Source organism: Ruegeria sp. CH8 (genome assembly GCF_056536985.1).
Window position 1 is genome coordinate 63,282 of the sequence record NZ_JBQFQR010000010.1, and the last position, 15,518, is coordinate 78,799.

Consider the following 15,518-nt stretch of genomic DNA (forward strand, 5'->3'; position numbering starts at 1 on the left):
GAACAGCAGTATGAAAACTTGGATTTGCGCTTTGGGGGCCTCATTGGGCTTGGCATTCCCGCTTGCCGCGCAAGAAAACAATGCGCCACTTTGGTCAGTCAATTGCAGCAATCTGGTCAACGGGTCCGAGTTGATCTGCGAAATGACTCAGAGCATTGTTCTGACGGAAAACAATCAAAGGCTTACTTCGATCGCATTTGTGAAACCCGCAGGGAAAGAGGAAGCCGAGACCGTGCTAACCCTGCCGTTTGGTTTGCTGTTTTCCGAAGGGCTGGTCGCCAAAGTAGATGGCACGGAAGTTGCGCGCCTTGAATTCCTGACCTGCGAAGCGCAAGGCTGCTTTGCCCGTTCCCCTGTCTCGCCGGAATGGATGTCAGCGATGCGGGCTGGCGATCAGTTGACAATCGAAGGCAAAAACCGGGTCGGGGACCCGATCTCTTTCGGTTTCGATCTGGCGGGGTTCAGCAAAATCTCTGATCTATTGCCCTGAGAGCATCCGGCGTTTTTCAGCCATTGCTTCACGGCGATTACGCTCGATTCCCAATCTGAAGGACGCTTCCACAAAGTCGATGTGATCGGTTGCTGCCTTAACCGCACGCTCCTCGTCTCCGTCGATCACGGCTTTGCCCAGTTCCAGATGCTGGGCCAAAAGCTGCTCGCCGGTGCCGTCAATCGTCTTTAGGAAATCGCGGTTGTAGAAAACACCCTTGCGCGTGAGTTCATAGATCGAGGCCATCATGTGGATCAGCGTCGCGTTCTGACTGGCATCCACGATTGCCGTGTGCAGTGCGAAATCGGCCACCTGGGCGGCTTTGGTGTCATTTGCCTCCCATGCGCGCTCGTTCTCGGCCAGAATTTCTGCAATTCGTTCTTTATCGGCCTTGGTTGCCCGTCTTGCCGCAAGGCGGGCGGCGAAACCCTCCTGCTCGCGCCGATACTCGAGATAGTCGAAAAAGGCGGGCTCGTGCCGTTCATAAAGTGCCAGTAGCGCAGGCATCATCGCTTGCCCGGTCAGGGCAGCAACAAAAGTGCCCTCGCCATGTTGAGTGGTGACAAGGCCGCGTTCTTCCAGAACCGCCAGAGCCTCGCGCAGCTTTGGTCGGGAGACCCGCAGCATTTCCGCAAGATCACGCTCCGAAGGCAGTTTGCGGCCCTGTTTCAGGATGCCCGACGCGATCAGATCCTCGATCTGTGCCACCACGGCTTCGGCCAGCGATTCGTGTCCAACCGGTTCAAAAATCGCCGTAGGGCTCATGGCGCTGCGCCTCCGCTAGGTGTCAGATCAAGAGTTACTGGTAAATAAATATAACCATGTTGGTCAAAATTTCAAGCAAACGTATTCAGCAGTGATGTTGGGCGTAATTCAATGAAAATATAAAAAAATACGCAAGTCTAGCTTTCTACGGGCTTCTGGATGCCTTAGTTTGATTCACTTTCGAGGGCTTGTTGCGCGAGAGCTGCAAATCCAGTGGTAAACAAATTTGTTGACTGGTTATGACTGGTAAAGTTAGTTTACCACCGGAAGGGCGCTGGAAGAGCCTGCGCCACTGATTGGGGTAGTTGCCCTGACCAACCTGGAGGAGATTTCATGAAGAAGACCCTGACGAGCCTCGCCGTAGCCGCCAGCCTGCTGGCCGCACCCGCTGTAGCCGCTGACAAGCTGCTGCTGAAAACCCCGATCGCATTCTCGACAGAACTGCCAGGCCTTGGCTCGCCGATCCCGCGCGTGGCCGAACAGCTGGACCTGATGTCGGGTGGCACGCTGAAGATGAAAGTCTATGAGCCGGGCAAACTGGTTCCGCCGTTTGAAATTCTGGATGCCGTTTCCACCGGCAAGATCAACTCGGGCTACACCACTGCCGGTTACTGGGCGGGTAAAATCCCGGCTGCGCCGCTGTTCTCGGCCGTTCCGTTCGGCCCCGAAGCCGGCGAATACATGGCGTGGATGTATTACGGCAACGGCCTGAAATTGTACCAGGAGATGTACGATCAGGCAGGCTATAACGTGCACGTGCTGCCCTGCGCCATCATCGCCCCCGAAACCTCGGGTTGGTTCGCAACCGAGATCAACTCGCCCGAAGACCTGAACGGCCTGAAGATGCGTTTCTTTGGTCTGGGCGGCAAAGTGATGCAGAAACTGGGCGTTGCGACCTCGCTGCTGCCGGGTGGTGAGATTTTCCCTGCACTGGAAAAAGGCGCCATTGACGCGACCGAGTTCTCAATGCCTGCCATCGACGCGCGTCTGGGCTTCCACAAGCTGGTGAAATTCAACTACTTCCCCGGCTGGCACCAGCAAGCGACCGTGTTCGAACTGCTGATCAACAAGGACGTCTGGAACGAAGCCACCGATCAGCACAAAGCGATCATCGAAAACGCCTGTAAGGCCTCGATGGCGGACAGCTTTGCCGAAGGCGAAGCCATTCAGCACGCCGCTCTGATCGACAACGTTGAAAACAACGGTGTCACCATCAAGCAGTGGTCGCCCGAGATGCTGGATACGTTCCGTGCAACCTGGGACGAGGTTGCCGCTGAAGAAGCCGCAAACGACGCCTTCTTTGCACAGGTTCTGACCGACATGAACGAGTTCCGTGACGGTTATGACCTCTGGAAAACGAACGCTTTTCTCCCTCGTCAGTAACCTCCCTAACTGACGACGCCGGGGCGGCTGCAACCGCTGCTCCGGCTCCTTTTCTTTATACTCGGAATTTCTAACCAATCGCTGCCTGCATGCCGGGCTGCTGAGCGAGGAATGACCATGGCCAGCCAAAAGAACCTCAACGATCCGGTCGAAGCCTATGAAGGCATCCTGGAGCACCCCGAGACAGACCGTCAGAAGATCGCCGTCGCCATCGACTCTGGCGTAAAGGCCATCGGCCATGTGGTCATGTGGGCGAACGTGCTGCTGATGGGCGCGATTTTCACCCAGGTCTCGCTGCGCTACCTGTTCAGCCAGAACTACCCCAAACTGGATGAGATCCAGTGGCATTTCTACGGCATCGTCACGATGATCGGTATTTCCTATGCCTTGATCACGGACAGCCACGTGCGTGTGGACGTGCTGCATATGCAACTTTCGCGTCGCGCGCAGCGGGTCATCGAGGTGATCGGCATCCTGACCCTGCTGACCCCGTTCATCTATCTGATGATCGATCAGGGATATGACTATTTCTACGAAAGCTTCCGCGTCAACGAACGGTCGGACAGCCCAACCGGTCTGCCTGCTCGCTGGGCGTTCAAGGCGGTCATTCCGATCAGTTTCGTGCTGTTGGCGCTGGCCGCTCTGGCGCGACTGATCCATGACGGGCACGCGCTGATGTATGGACCGGCGTCCGAGCGCGAAGGCGCGTCGCTGCGTCGTATCCTGCTGGTGCTGGCCGTTTTTGCCGCCGTCTGTGTCGGGCTGACCTTCCTTGTTGAAACGACCGAGGAAAAGCTGGTCATCGCGATGTTCCTGACGTTCATCGCGCTTCTGTTCACCGGTTACCCGGTGGCCTGGGTTCTGGCCGGTGTTGGCGTGGCCTATTGCGGTCTCGCATATCTATTCGACAACGATCTGATGCTGTGGACGGGGCTTGAGAGCACCTTCACTGGTCTCGACTACCTGACCCTCGGTGCGGTGGTGAACCGGGTTTATGCGACCATGTCCAACGCGGTGCTGGTCGCCTTGCCAATGTTCATCTTCATGGGCCTGATGCTGGACGAATCCGGTGTGGCCGAGCGTCTGATGTCCTCGATGCAGCGCCTGTTCGGCACCGTTCGCGGTGGTCTGGCGATCACTGTGACCCTGATCGGGATCATTCTGGCGGCCTCGACCGGCATTATCGGTGCATCTGTTGTTCTGCTGGGTGTGCTGTCGCTGCCCTCGATGATGCAGCAGAAGTATCAGCCGACGCTGGCGGCAGGTGTGGTTTCGGCGTCTGGTACGCTGGGCATCCTGATCCCGCCGTCGATCATGCTGGTGATCATGGCCGACCAGATGGCCCTGTCTGTCGGGGATCTGTTCATGGCTGCGGTTTTCCCCGGTGTGATCATCGGAGGCCTGTATCTGACGTACATCTTCATCCTTGCACTGGTGAAGCGCGACGCGGCCCCGGTGCCGGAAGGTGCGAAAGCCCCCGACTGGGCTGCTGTGAAGGACGTGCTTATCGCCGTCATCCCGACGCTGATGCTAATCCTTGCGGTTCTGGGTTCGATCTTCGCGGGTCTGACCACGCCGACCGAAGCCTCGGGCATCGGTGCACTTGGTTCGACGCTGCTGGCGCTAGGCTATCGCAAGCTGACCTTTGCTAAGTTGTGGAACGTTTTGGTCTCGACCTTCAACACCACCGCTTACATCTTCGCGATCTTCCTGGGTGCGACCGTGTTCTCGTATGTTCTGCGCGAACTGGGCGGGGATGAGCTGATCGAACATGTCGTTCAATCCACCGGCTTTGGCGCCAATGGTACGATCCTCTTCATCCTGTTCATCGTCTTCCTGCTGGGCTTTGTGCTGGACTGGATCGAGATCACGCTGATCGTGCTGCCGCTGATGCGCCCGATCGTGAACGGCCTTGGCATCGACATCCCCGGCTTTGGCGTTCTGGATGAGCCGGCGCTGGTTTGGTTCGTGATCCTGGTTGCGGTGACGCTGCAAACCAGCTTCCTGACACCTCCTGTTGGCTTTGCCTTGTTCTACCTGAAAGGCGTCTGCCCGCCCGAGATCAAGTTGACGCATATCTACAAGGGCATCATCCCCTTCGTGCTGCTACAGCTGACCGGTCTGGCGCTGGTCTTCCTGTGGCCGACCCTTGCCACCTGGCTGCCTTCGGTCGCCTATTAAGGAGCTTTCGTGATGCGTTTGAACCAATGTCACAACTTCCACGACTTCCGGCGGCTGGCCAAACAGCGGTTGCCGGGGCCGATCTTCAACTACATCGACGGTGGAGCCGATGATGAGGTCACGTATCGGGAAAACACCAACGCGTTCGACCGCTGCGATCTGCTGCCCTCGGTCCTGCGCGGGGTGAAGGACGTGGACATGTCCGTCACCGTGATGGGGCAAAAGCTGGACATGCCGATCTATTGCTCGCCCACCGCCTTGCAGCGCCTGTTCCACCATCAGGGAGAACGCGCTGTTGCGGCGGCGGCCGAGAAATACGGCACCATGTTCGGCGTGTCCTCGCTGGGCACCGTGTCGCTGGAAGAGCTGCGGAAGAAACACAAGAACCCGCAGGTCTACCAGTTTTACTTCCACAAGGATCGCGGCCTGAACTCGGCCATGATGCAGCGCGCCAAAGAGGCCGGTGTCGAGGTGATGATGCTGACCGTCGACAGCATTACCGGCGGCAACCGCGAGCGTGATCTGCGCACTGGTTTCTCGATCCCGTTCCGCCTCACGCTGGGCGGCATGATCCAGTTCGCAATTAAGCCTATGTGGGGGATCAACTATGTCACCCATGAGAAATTCCGCCTGCCGCAACTGGATGAGCATGTGGATATGGGTGGTGGTGCCAGCTCGATTGGTGGTTACTTCACCGAAATGCTCGACCCGTCGATGAACTGGGATGACGTAGCGCAGATGGTGCGCGACTGGGACGGTCAGTTCTGCCTCAAGGGCATCATGACCGTTGAGGATGCCAAACGCGCGGCTGAAATCGGCTGCACCGGCATCATTCTGTCCAACCACGGCGGTCGTCAGCTGGACGGCTCGCGCACGCCTTTCGACCAACTGGCCGAGATCGTCGATGCGGTCGGTGACAAGCTGGACGTGATGATGGACAGCGGTATCCAGCGCGGCACCCATGTTCTGAAAGCCCTGTCGCTGGGCGCCAAGGCGGTGGGTGTGGGTCGGCACTATCTGTATCCACTGGCCGCAGCAGGGCAGGCGGGTGTAGAGCGCGCCCTTGGCCTGATGCGGGCAGAGATCGAGCGCGACATGAAACTGATGGGTGTTACCAGCGTTGACCAACTGAGCCGCGAGAATATTCGCTTCCGCACTACCTAAACCGTTACGAGGACTGCTATGACCAATGATGAACTGATCACACATTTCCGTTCCATCGTTGGGTCGCGCCACGTCCTGACCGGAGAACGCGCGACAGAGCGGTTTCGTCGCGGGTTTCGCTCGGGCGAGGGTGAGGCGTTATGTGTCCTCCAGCCCGGTTCCCTGCTGGAACAGTGGAAAGTGCTGCAGGCCTGTGTGGCCGCCGACAAGATCGTCATCATGCAGGCGGCCAATACCGGCCTGACCGAAGGCTCGACGCCATCGGGCAGCTATGACCGCGACGTGGTGCTGATCAATACGCGGCGGATGGACACTCTGGTGCCATTGAACAATGGCGAGCAGATCGTCAGCTTTCCCGGTGCCACGCTGTTTGCGCTGGAAAAACTGCTGGCCCCGATGGGACGAGAGCCGCATTCGGTGATTGGGTCTTCGTGCATCGGCGCCTCGATTGTGGGCGGCGTGTGCAACAACTCGGGCGGATCGCTGGTTGAGCGCGGGCCGGTCTATACCGAACTGTCGGTTTACGCGCAGATCACCGAGGCAGGTGAACTGGAACTGGTCAACCATCTGGGAATTGATCTGGGCAACACGCCCGAAGAGATTCTGACCAGTCTGGATGCCGGGAAGTTCGACCGTAATCCGGGAGCCACGAACAAGCGCGCCTCGGCCAGCGATTATGCGCAGATCGTTCGGGACGTGGATGCCGAAACGCCTGCGCGATTCAATGCGGACAAGGCCAAGCTGTTCGAATCCGCCGGGTCGGCGGGCAAGATGGCTGTGTTCGCCGTGCGGCTGGATACCTTTCCCAAGAACGCAGCCGAAAAGGTTTTCTTTATTGGCAGCAACAGCCCGGATGATCTGGCCGCCTTGCGGCGGCATATCCTGTCCGAGTTCAACTCCCTGCCGGTCTCAGCCGAATACATGCAGCGTGAGGTGTTCGACATTACGGCGCGCTATGGGAAAGACACGGTTGTTATGATCGACAAGCTGGGCACCGACCGGCTGCCGATGTTCTTTGCCATGAAAGGTGCAGTCGATGCGCGGCTTCGGCGCATTCCGTTCCTGCGCAACTTCACCGACCGTTTCATGCAGGCGGCGGTTTCGATCTGGCCGCGGGTTTTGCCGAAACGGATGGTGGACTTCCGTGACCGCTATGAACATCACCTGATCCTCAAAATGAAGGATGACGGCATCGTCGAGGCAGGCGACTGGCTGCCCGAATTCCTCAAAGGCCGCGATGCGGATTTCTTCGAGTGCACCGCGCGCGAGGCCAAGATTGCAGGTCTGCATCGCTTTGCCGCTGCGGGCGCCGCCGTGCGCTATATGGCGATCCATGCCGATGAGGTTGAAGACATCATCGCCCTGGACGTCGCGCTGCGCCGAAACGATCAGGACTGGCTTGAGAAACTGCCACCCGAGATCGAGAACCAACTGGTTCACAAATTGTATTACGGCCACTTCATGTGCCACGTGATGCATCAGGACTATGTGGTCAAGAAAGGCGCTGATCCAAAAAAGCTGAAAGCCGCGATGCTGGAATTGTTCGATCAGCGCGGCGCCGAATATCCGGCTGAACACAATGTTGGGCACCTCTACAAGGCCAAGCCCGATCTGGCGGCGCATTACAAATGTTGCGACCCGACCAATTCGTTCAACCCCGGCATTGGCAAGATGTCCAAGGCGCGCAATTACGGCGAGGACAGTGCCTCCTAACCGGTATTGCGCCGAATGGCCGATTGCCGCTCGACCAATCGCGCCTCAAGCCGTTCCGGGCCAGGTCTTTTCTGTTCCGCGATCCAGTCTGCGAGTGCGACTGCAGCACGTTCGCCCATTTGGGTCACGGGTAGATGCACGGTTGTGATCGGGGGCACTGCAACGGCGGAGCTGGGCAGATCGTCGATGCCGGCCAGTGACACATCACCGGGCACGGAAACGCCCTCGGCCTGAAGCCCAAACAGGACACCCAGCGCAACCACGTCCGACAGACATAGGATGGCATCCGGCTTTTGCGGCATGGCGCAAATCTGTCTGGCAGCGTCCGCCCCGCCTTGGTGACTGATATCTGTCTCGAAAGTCGTCAGCTCTGAGGCCATGGGCAGGGCGCGCAGGCCTGACAGACGCGCGCGGGTCCGGTCGTTGTCATGGATCGGGCCATGCACAACCGAAATGCGCTGATGGCCCAGATCGATCAGATGCCGCAAGGCAAGTTGCGCTGCGCCCGCGTTGTCGTATCCGATGGTCGGCAGCGGGTTTTCCGTGTCGTAGAAAGAGGTGATGATCGTCGGCAGCATTGTCCGCTCGATCAGATCATGAAGTGCTGCGCTGTGCGCGGCACCCGTGATAATCAGACCTTCGGCCCCGATATCCACCAGACTTTTCGCTTTTTCGGCCTCGATTTCCAGGTCCGAGTCGGTAGTGGCCACAACAAGGGACAGGTCGTGCTGAGACAGCGTGCGTTCGAGGGCGGCGAGGAATCGGGCAAAAATCGCGTTGTCCAGAGTGGGCACCAACGCTCCGACAAAGCGGGTCCGTCCGGAGTTGATTGCCCGCGCGGCGGCGCTGGGAACGAATTTCAACTGGGCAATTGCGGCCTGAACCTTTTCCAGCGTGTCTTTCTTTACGACGCCCGGCTCATTCAGGACCCGGGATACCGTGGCGACAGATACGCCGGCTGCCTTGGCTACATCTCTGAGATTTGCACGTTTTTTGGGCTCGGGGGCTTTTTGCGTCACCAGATTTTGTGTCCGTTTTTGGGATCTTTCAAGAAAGAGTTGACATATGTAACTAGTTTCAGCAACCTCTGTAACTAGTTACATTAGTGAGAATCTGACGTCGCCATGCAGGGATCTTCGGTCTTACATGCGTTTACGAATGCCGGGTTTGACAGCCCAAGCCGCCGGTTTCCGGGGTTCCCCAAGGCCTCGGGCACACGGACCCATAAGCTAGCCCCGCGTGAGACGGTCAGGTTGGCGATGTTGCCGGGGGATTTGCTTTCGTTGGAGGGCGTGGAGCAGCCTTTGGATCTTTTGGTGTTCACCGATGACGGGCAGGCCGCGCCGAAAGCTCTGGGGTTGGCGGCAAACACACAGATCGACTGCGCCGAATTCGACAGCGCCCGCTTCGTCGGCTGGATCGAGGCGCAGGGTGGGGCACTGCCGGTTTCCGGTTATCGGTTGGCTCAGACTACTGAGCCGCTAGTCCTGCGTGCGGATCAGAAGGTAACTGTCTGGGCAACTCGGCCTGTACCGGTTGCGGGTTTGATCAAGGGCGCAAATACCGGCTGCATCACCATCCGGCATAAACCTGCAACGACGGACAGTCCGCATCTTCCTGTTTTGCTGGGTGACACGCGGGAGGAATTCACCGTGCCGCGGGGCAGCGCCATCGCCTATGAGCTGAAGGCGGGGGAATTCGTTCAGATTATTGATGTCGAAGGACAGCAATGTTCCGACTTCATGGCGCTGCGGTCCGACGGTTTGGATCAAGACCAAGAGTGGATGATCGACTCGACCGCGACCCGGTCGATGGTGCGCCGCGCCTATCCCGGCCCCGGATTGCTGGACAAGTTCTTCGACCGTGAGATGCGGCCTCTGCTGAACGTTGTGCAGGATACTTGCGGGCGGCATGACACATTTGGTCTCGCGTGCACCGCACGGGGATACGAGGATCGGGGCTTTCCCGGCCATTTGAATTGCTCTGACAACATGTCGAACGCGCTGGCACCCTATGGGGTGGCGCGGCGGGCGGCGTGGCCTGCGATTAACTTCTTCTGGAACACGTGGATCGATCCGACAACCCATCACATCCTGACCGAAGAATCCCACTCGCGCCCCGGAGACTATGTCACCATGCGTGCGCTTGAGGATCTGGTCTGCGTCTCGACCGCCTGTCCCGATGACATCGATCCGATCAATGGCTGGAACCCGACGGATGTGCATGTGCGCATCTATCGCCCTGAAACACCGATCCGCCGCGCGGTGGCCTATCGCGAAAAGGAAGATGCCCCCATGTCGATCAGTCAGGAGTCTGCGTTTCATGACCGTTTGGCCCCGCTGACCCAGCATTTCGCCCCTGCGCGCGATCTGTGGGCGCCGGTCAGCTATCCTGCCCATGGCACGTTGGGCGAATACTGGGCCTGTCGTCAGGCGGTGACCGTGCAGGACATGAGCGGTCTGCGTAAATTCGATATCGTCGGTCCGGATGCCGAGGCTCTGATGCAGCTGGCCACCACGCGCAACGTCGCGAAACTGCCGGTATGGCGCGGATCTTATTCGCTGATGTGTGACGAGAGCGGTTCGGTCATCGACGATGGCACCTTGTTCCGGCTCGCGCCCGAGATATTCCGCTGGTGCTGCGGGTCCGAAGAAAGCGGGCGTGCTTTGCAGACACTGGCAGAGGAGCGCGGTCTGCAGGTGCGTGTCCATACGTTGCAGGGGGCGATGCCGAACCTTGCAATTCAGGGGCCGAAATCGCGCGACCTGTTGCGTAAAATCGCCTTTACCCAGCCGCATGTACCTGCCTTGGACCATTTGAAATGGTTTGGCGTCACTATCGCGCGGTTGAACGACCGCGAGGGTACGCCGTTCATGTTGTCGCGCTCGGGCTATACCGGCGAGCTGGGGTATGAGGTTTTTTGCTCTAAATCCGATGCCGTTGCGATCTGGGATGCGGTGATGGCGGCGGGTGAAGAGTTCGGGATCACCCCGATGGGCTCGGCGGCGCTGGACATCATCCGGATCGAGGCCGGGCTGGCTGCAGCTAACGCGGAATTCGCGCCGGGTGTGGATGCCTTTGAGGCCGGGCTTGGCTTTGCCGTCGATCTGAGGAAATCCGATTTCACTGGCAAAGCTGCGCTGGAGCGCAACGCACGCGAACCGCGCCGGGTGCTCAAAGGGTTGCTGATCGGCTGTGACGATGTCCCTGCCCATGATGCTCCGGTCTTTGCGGGCGAACGACAGGTGGGTTTGGTCACTTCGGCCACTCGCTCGCCCATGCTAGAGCACGCAATCGCCATGGCGCGGCTATCGGTCGAGCACGCGGAGAACGGCACCCGGCTTGAGATTGGCCAACTCGACGGGCGGATGAAGCGGCTGGGGGCCACCGTCACAGACATTCCATTCATAGACCCGCAACGCAAGCGGGCGCGCGCCTGACGCGCTTGAACTTTAACCCAACGGGAGATTGAACATGAAGAAACTTACACTTACTGCAACTCTGGTGTTGGCTCTGGGTGCGACGGGGGCGATGGCCCAAGACAAAGTCATGGTCGGTGAGCCCAGCTGGCCCGGTGCCAAGATCATGAGCCGGGTGATTGGTCAGGTCATCGAAACCCGCTTGGGCGGCGAGGTCGGCTATGCCCCCGGTGCCAATGCGGTGATCTTTGCCGCGATGGATGGCGGGCGGGGGGATATTGATGTGCATCCTGATGTCTGGCTGCCGAACCAATCCTCCTTCACCGATGAATATGTCGACCAGAAAGGCACCGTTGCTTTGTCCTCGGGCAGCTATGAGGGCCGTGCCGGGATCTGTGTGCCGAACTACATGGTCGAGGATCACAACATAAAGTCCATCTACGATCTGGCCACGCCCATGGCGCAGGAGCTGTTTGATTCCGATGGCGATGGCATGGGCGAGGTCTGGGTGGGTGCCTCGGGCTGGGCCTCGACCAACACGTTCAAGGTGCGGGTGCGCGATTACGGGATCGAGACCTTCCTGACGCCGACCACCGAAGATGAAACCGTGTTCTATTCGCGGCTGAAGGATCAGATCGACCAGCAAAAAGGCGCGGCCTTCTACTGCTATGCGCCGCATTACGTTCATGCGCTGTATGACGTGACCATTCTGGAAGAGCCCGAGCATGACGCGGCCACCTACAAGATGGTGCAGCCCGATCAGGATGCCGATTGGTACAACAAATCGCATGTCAGTACGGGCGAGCCAGTGAAAACCGTCACCGTGGCGCACTCCAAGTCGCTGGAACAGCGCAACCCGGCGGCGGCTTCTTTCCTTGCCAATATCAACATGGACGCGGGGCAGTTGAGCGGCCTGACCTATGAGGTCGTCGTCAAGGGGCGCGACACAGATGAGGTCGTGGCGGAATGGATCGCCGCCAACGGGGAGACCGTGGATGGTTGGCTTGGTCTAACCACCAACTGACACCAGCGCGCCCCCGGGGCCGGGGGCGCTGCCAGACACACTCAACAGCGGCGGGGCCAGTATGACAGCGGATATCGCAATTGACGCAAAAGGCGTGTGGAAAGTATTCGGCGCGCGCTCGCAGGAGGCTTTGAACGCCATTCACAGTGAGGGGTTGAGCAAGGCCGAAGTGCTGGACCGGTTCAACTGCGTTGTCGGTGTGGCCGATGCCAGTTTCGAGATTGAACGGGGTGAGCTGTTCTGCGTCATGGGCCTGTCGGGCTCGGGCAAATCAACCCTCGTACGTCATGTGAACCGCCTGCTGGAGCCGACGGACGGTCATATCTATTTGGACGGCGATGATGTGATGGGCCTGAATGACGAGGGCCTGCGTGACCTGCGCAACCGCCGCGTCGCCATGGTGTTCCAGAATTTCGGCCTGATGCCCCACCGCACTGTGCGCGACAATGTTGCGATGCCGCTGGAAATACGCGGAACCGGCAAAGCCCGTCGTTGGGAAGAGGCTGATCGGGTTCTGGAACTGGTGGAACTGAACGGCTGGGAAGATAAGTACGCACATGAGCTGTCGGGCGGGATGCAACAGCGCGTGGGCCTTGCCCGTGCCATCGCCGCCGACCCTGAAATCCTGCTGATGGACGAGCCGTTCTCGGCCCTTGATCCGCTGATCCGCAAACAGTTGCAGGATCAGTTCATGGACCTGAGTCACAAGCTGAACAAGACCACGATGTTCATTACTCATGACTTGGATGAGGCAATCCGTATCGGCCATCGGATTGCGATCATGAAGGACGGGCGCATCGTGCAGATCGGTACTCCGGAAGAGATCATTCTGAATCCCGCCGATGATTATGTCGCTGATTTTGTTGCCGGTATTTCCAAACTTAACATGATCTTCGCCCATGCGGTGATGAAGCCGGTGGATGAATTCGAGGCGCATCACGGCGAAGTCCCCGATGACGCAAAAGAGGCGCACCCGGATATGGATCTGTCCGATCTGATGAACCTCTGCGTGGACGGTCATGGCGTCGTCGCGGTGACACAGGATGGCAAGACAGTGGGCGTGATCAACAGGGCCGGTCTGATCCGCGCCATTCAGGACAGTCAGGCGTGAAGGGGGCGAACATGAAACATGTAGACGTAAACCAGATCAAACCCGAAACCGCAGATCGTCTGGATGGTTTGATCGGAGAATTCGTAGGGCAGGGTCAGGCCTACTACCAAAAGACCTTTGCCTACATGATGCAGGCCCCCGGCTATCGCTTTACCCTGAACAAGGCGGCAGCGGTTCTGGGGCCGATCTGGTTTGGCGCACGCGGACTGTGGTCCTGGTTTCTGGGGTTCCTGGTGCTCGAAACGCTGGCTTATATCCAGATCGGGCTGGGCCTGTTCGGTGATCTGGGGCGCGAGTTCCGCGAACGCGCCGAGCAGATCGAACAAACGTTGGAGCTGCGCCGGCAGCAGATCGCCGCGGCGGAACAGTCGGGTGCGGCGTCATTGGATTCTCTGAAACGTGCAGCAGAGTCGTTGGAAGGCGCACTGGCTGGGGCGCAAGACGCTGCAAAGAGTGCCGATTCAACCGGCTTGACTTATCTGGCGATTGGGATCGCTTTGCTGCTGGCAGTGAAATTTCTGGCCGCTTCGCTTGCCAACTGGACATTGGAAGGACAATTTGCGCGCTGGCGCTCGGACACGAGCGTTGCAAATGGATGGTCGATGACCCGCCTTGTCGTCGCCTCGGTGCTGACGGGTGTTGTGGTGATCCTTTCAATGATCAAGTTTGCGCAGCCTGATGCGTTGGCGGTACTGAAAACCTTCCCGACCAACCGCGACTGGCGTTTGAACGTGGGTGATGGCGTCCAGGCGGTGTTCGAATGGACCAAAACTGCCGGTCGTGGCTTCTTCGATGGGCTGACTTATGGGATGCGTACGCTGCTGGACTGGATCGAGGTGGTTCTGGTCGATACCCCCTGGCCGGTTGTGGCGCTGGTGATCATCATGCTGGCTTACCTGTCTGCTGGCGCGCGCGTGGCGATCTTCACCGGCGCGGCGCTGGCCTATCTGGGCCTCCTGGATTTCTGGGAAAAGGCGATGACCACAATTGCCTTGCTGGGGGCTGCCGCGCTGATCTCGATCACGTTGGGCATTCCGCTGGGGATTTACTGCGCCCGCCGTCCGCGAGCCTTTGCAATCGTGCGGCCCATTCTGGACTTTATGCAGTCGATGCCGTCCTTCGTCTATCTGATCCCGGTGGTGGCCTTCATCGGATCAGGCAAACCGGCGGGCGTGGTTGCGACAATGATATTCGGCAGCCCTCCGGTCATCCGGTTCACCGTTTTGGGCCTGCAACAGGTGCCGGAAACCGTACGCGAGGCTGCGTTGGCCTTTGGCGCCACGCCCCGATACCTGTTGTGGCGCGTGGATCTGCCGCTGGCGCACAAAACCATCATGGCGGGGGTGAACCAGACCATTCTGATGTCGCTGGCGATGGTCGTTGTCGCCTCGCTGATCGGGGCCAAGGGGCTGGGCGAGGACGTTCTGGAAGCGCTGCAATACGCGGCCGCTGGGCAGGGCATTCTTGCCGGTCTGGCGATCCTGTTTTGCGCGCTGATCCTGGATCGGATCGTGGCCGGCAAGAAATAGGGGTTCACTCAGACTCGCAACGACAACGGGCGCAAACTAGACCTTCGGCGCCCGGGCGTAGGGAAGATGCCCGGTTTTCATCCAGACCTTGGCGCCGTCGGGGCCTGCGGTGGCCGACAGGGTCTGGCCCTCGGGCAAACGTAGCCAGTCGTTTGTGTTCAAAACATCTTGTTCGGTGGTGATCGAGCCGTCGATGATCAGAACCTCGATCCCGCCGGGTGCGTTTGATGACAGGGGCGCGCCCGCGTCCAGATGGCTATAGGTGACCACTTCGCGGGCGTCTTCGTGAAGGATCGCGGTGGCGACGCCGTTTAACGGTGCGGATAGCTCATCCGCCATGGTTTTGCGGAACTGCGTACGGTCATCCATGTCGAACTGCCAGAGTTTTACGAAGATGGTACAACCGGGTTCCGATCCCGGCGTATGCTGCGATGTCGGCGGGTTTCGCACATAGGTCCCGGCCGGAAAATCGCCGTGCTCGTCTTGAAACACGCCGTCCAGCACGATGAATTCCTCACCACCGGTATGGGTATGAGCCGAGAATTTGCTGCCGGGTGCGTAACGGACAATGGTGGTGGCACGCGCAACCTCGCCTCCGATCCTGTCCAACATGCGCCGGTCCACGCCTTTCATGGGCGATGCTTGCCACTCCAGCTGGTCAGAGTGAACGACGACGCGGGAAGAAAAATCCGAGTTGAGTTCCATAAGGCGGGTTCCTTTCGACGTATGGGGTCGTGAT

Annotated in this window: 12 protein-coding genes; 9 read left to right on the top strand and 3 right to left on the bottom strand. The window is 59.0% G+C overall.

All coding sequences use genetic code 11. From position 1 onward, the window contains the following. The first annotated feature begins 10 nt into the window (after positions 1-10). Positions 11-490: an invasion associated locus B family protein gene (locus ACR0ER_RS12885; RefSeq protein ID WP_480769277.1), complete on the top strand. Its 480-nt coding sequence runs from the start codon at positions 11-13 to the stop codon at positions 488-490. Here ACR0ER_RS12885 and ACR0ER_RS12890 read toward each other — a convergent pair. Further along, positions 479-1,255 (bottom strand): FadR/GntR family transcriptional regulator, encoded by a 777-nt coding sequence (locus tag ACR0ER_RS12890; protein ID WP_480769278.1) that lies wholly within the window; start codon positions 1,253-1,255, stop codon positions 479-481. The two genes, ACR0ER_RS12885 and ACR0ER_RS12890, sit on opposite strands and share 12 nt — an antisense overlap. 333 nt (positions 1,256-1,588) lie before the next feature. Between ACR0ER_RS12890 and ACR0ER_RS12895 the strand changes: the two genes are divergently transcribed. The 4 genes from ACR0ER_RS12895 to dld all read left to right on the top strand — a co-directional run bounded on the left by ACR0ER_RS12895 (position 1,589) and on the right by dld (position 7,696). Continuing rightward, positions 1,589-2,638 carry a TRAP transporter substrate-binding protein gene (locus ACR0ER_RS12895; protein ID WP_170330661.1) on the top strand — a complete coding sequence of 350 codons (1,050 nt, stop codon included), beginning with the start codon at positions 1,589-1,591 and terminating at the stop codon, positions 2,636-2,638. Between the two features lie 111 nt (positions 2,639-2,749). After that, the gene (locus tag ACR0ER_RS12900; protein WP_480769279.1) at positions 2,750-4,819 is read left to right on the top strand and encodes a TRAP transporter large permease subunit; all 2,070 of its coding nucleotides are present in this window, start codon (positions 2,750-2,752) and stop codon (positions 4,817-4,819) included. Positions 4,820-4,831: 12 nt separating this feature from the next. Continuing rightward, entirely contained in the window at positions 4,832-5,983 is a 1,152-nt protein-coding gene (locus ACR0ER_RS12905) for an alpha-hydroxy acid oxidase (protein WP_480769280.1), read from the top strand. Between the two features lie 18 nt (positions 5,984-6,001). Next, a complete protein-coding gene (gene dld / locus ACR0ER_RS12910) occupies positions 6,002-7,696 on the top strand; it encodes a D-lactate dehydrogenase (protein ID WP_480769281.1) in 1,695 nt (564 codons plus the stop codon). On the opposite strand, the gene ACR0ER_RS12915 is transcribed toward dld, so the two are convergent. Beyond that, positions 7,693-8,715, bottom strand: a complete 1,023-nt coding sequence (locus ACR0ER_RS12915; protein WP_480769282.1) for a LacI family DNA-binding transcriptional regulator — start codon at positions 8,713-8,715, stop codon at positions 7,693-7,695. The two genes, dld and ACR0ER_RS12915, sit on opposite strands and share 4 nt — an antisense overlap. Positions 8,716-8,820: 105 nt before the next feature. On the opposite strand from ACR0ER_RS12915, the gene ACR0ER_RS12920 reads away from it, so the two are divergent. From ACR0ER_RS12920 to ACR0ER_RS12935, 4 genes are all read left to right on the top strand, one after another. Then, positions 8,821-11,136 (top strand): DUF1989 domain-containing protein, encoded by a 2,316-nt coding sequence (locus ACR0ER_RS12920; protein ID WP_480769283.1) that lies wholly within the window; start codon positions 8,821-8,823, stop codon positions 11,134-11,136. Between the two features lie 34 nt (positions 11,137-11,170). Beyond that, on the top strand, positions 11,171-12,139 hold the full coding sequence (locus tag ACR0ER_RS12925) for an ABC transporter substrate-binding protein (RefSeq protein ID WP_480769284.1): 969 nt from the start codon (positions 11,171-11,173) through the stop codon (positions 12,137-12,139). A 61-nt stretch (positions 12,140-12,200) separates the two neighbouring features. Then, complete coding sequence (locus ACR0ER_RS12930; RefSeq protein ID WP_170330647.1) at positions 12,201-13,250, top strand: quaternary amine ABC transporter ATP-binding protein; 1,050 nt, start codon at positions 12,201-12,203, stop codon at positions 13,248-13,250. 11 nt (positions 13,251-13,261) lie between these two features. Beyond that, positions 13,262-14,779: an ABC transporter permease gene (locus ACR0ER_RS12935; protein ID WP_480769285.1), complete on the top strand. Its 1,518-nt coding sequence runs from the start codon at positions 13,262-13,264 to the stop codon at positions 14,777-14,779. A gap of 36 nt (positions 14,780-14,815) precedes the next feature. Here ACR0ER_RS12935 and ACR0ER_RS12940 read toward each other — a convergent pair whose 3' ends face one another. Further along, complete coding sequence (locus ACR0ER_RS12940) at positions 14,816-15,484, bottom strand: cupin domain-containing protein (RefSeq protein WP_480769286.1); 669 nt, start codon at positions 15,482-15,484, stop codon at positions 14,816-14,818. Between the last annotated feature and the right edge of the window lie 34 nt (positions 15,485-15,518).

Excerpts from the sequence above, each read along its gene's own strand:
- ACR0ER_RS12885 (WP_480769277.1), top strand. The coding sequence starts at position 11 with ATGAAAACTTGGATTTGCGCTTTGGGGGCCTCATTGGGCTTGGCATTC.
- ACR0ER_RS12935 (WP_480769285.1), top strand. The coding sequence starts at position 13,262 with ATGAAACATGTAGACGTAAACCAGATCAAACCCGAAACCGCAGATCGT.
- ACR0ER_RS12940 (WP_480769286.1), bottom strand. The coding sequence starts at position 15,484 with ATGGAACTCAACTCGGATTTTTCTTCCCGCGTCGTCGTTCACTCTGAC.
- ACR0ER_RS12920 (WP_480769283.1), top strand. The coding sequence starts at position 8,821 with ATGCAGGGATCTTCGGTCTTACATGCGTTTACGAATGCCGGGTTTGAC.
- ACR0ER_RS12900 (WP_480769279.1), top strand. The coding sequence starts at position 2,750 with ATGACCATGGCCAGCCAAAAGAACCTCAACGATCCGGTCGAAGCCTAT.
- ACR0ER_RS12895 (WP_170330661.1), top strand. The coding sequence starts at position 1,589 with ATGAAGAAGACCCTGACGAGCCTCGCCGTAGCCGCCAGCCTGCTGGCC.
- ACR0ER_RS12925 (WP_480769284.1), top strand. The coding sequence starts at position 11,171 with ATGAAGAAACTTACACTTACTGCAACTCTGGTGTTGGCTCTGGGTGCG.
- ACR0ER_RS12890 (WP_480769278.1), bottom strand. The coding sequence starts at position 1,255 with ATGAGCCCTACGGCGATTTTTGAACCGGTTGGACACGAATCGCTGGCC.
- ACR0ER_RS12930 (WP_170330647.1), top strand. The coding sequence starts at position 12,201 with ATGACAGCGGATATCGCAATTGACGCAAAAGGCGTGTGGAAAGTATTC.
- dld (WP_480769281.1), top strand. The coding sequence starts at position 6,002 with ATGACCAATGATGAACTGATCACACATTTCCGTTCCATCGTTGGGTCG.
- ACR0ER_RS12905 (WP_480769280.1), top strand. The coding sequence starts at position 4,832 with ATGCGTTTGAACCAATGTCACAACTTCCACGACTTCCGGCGGCTGGCC.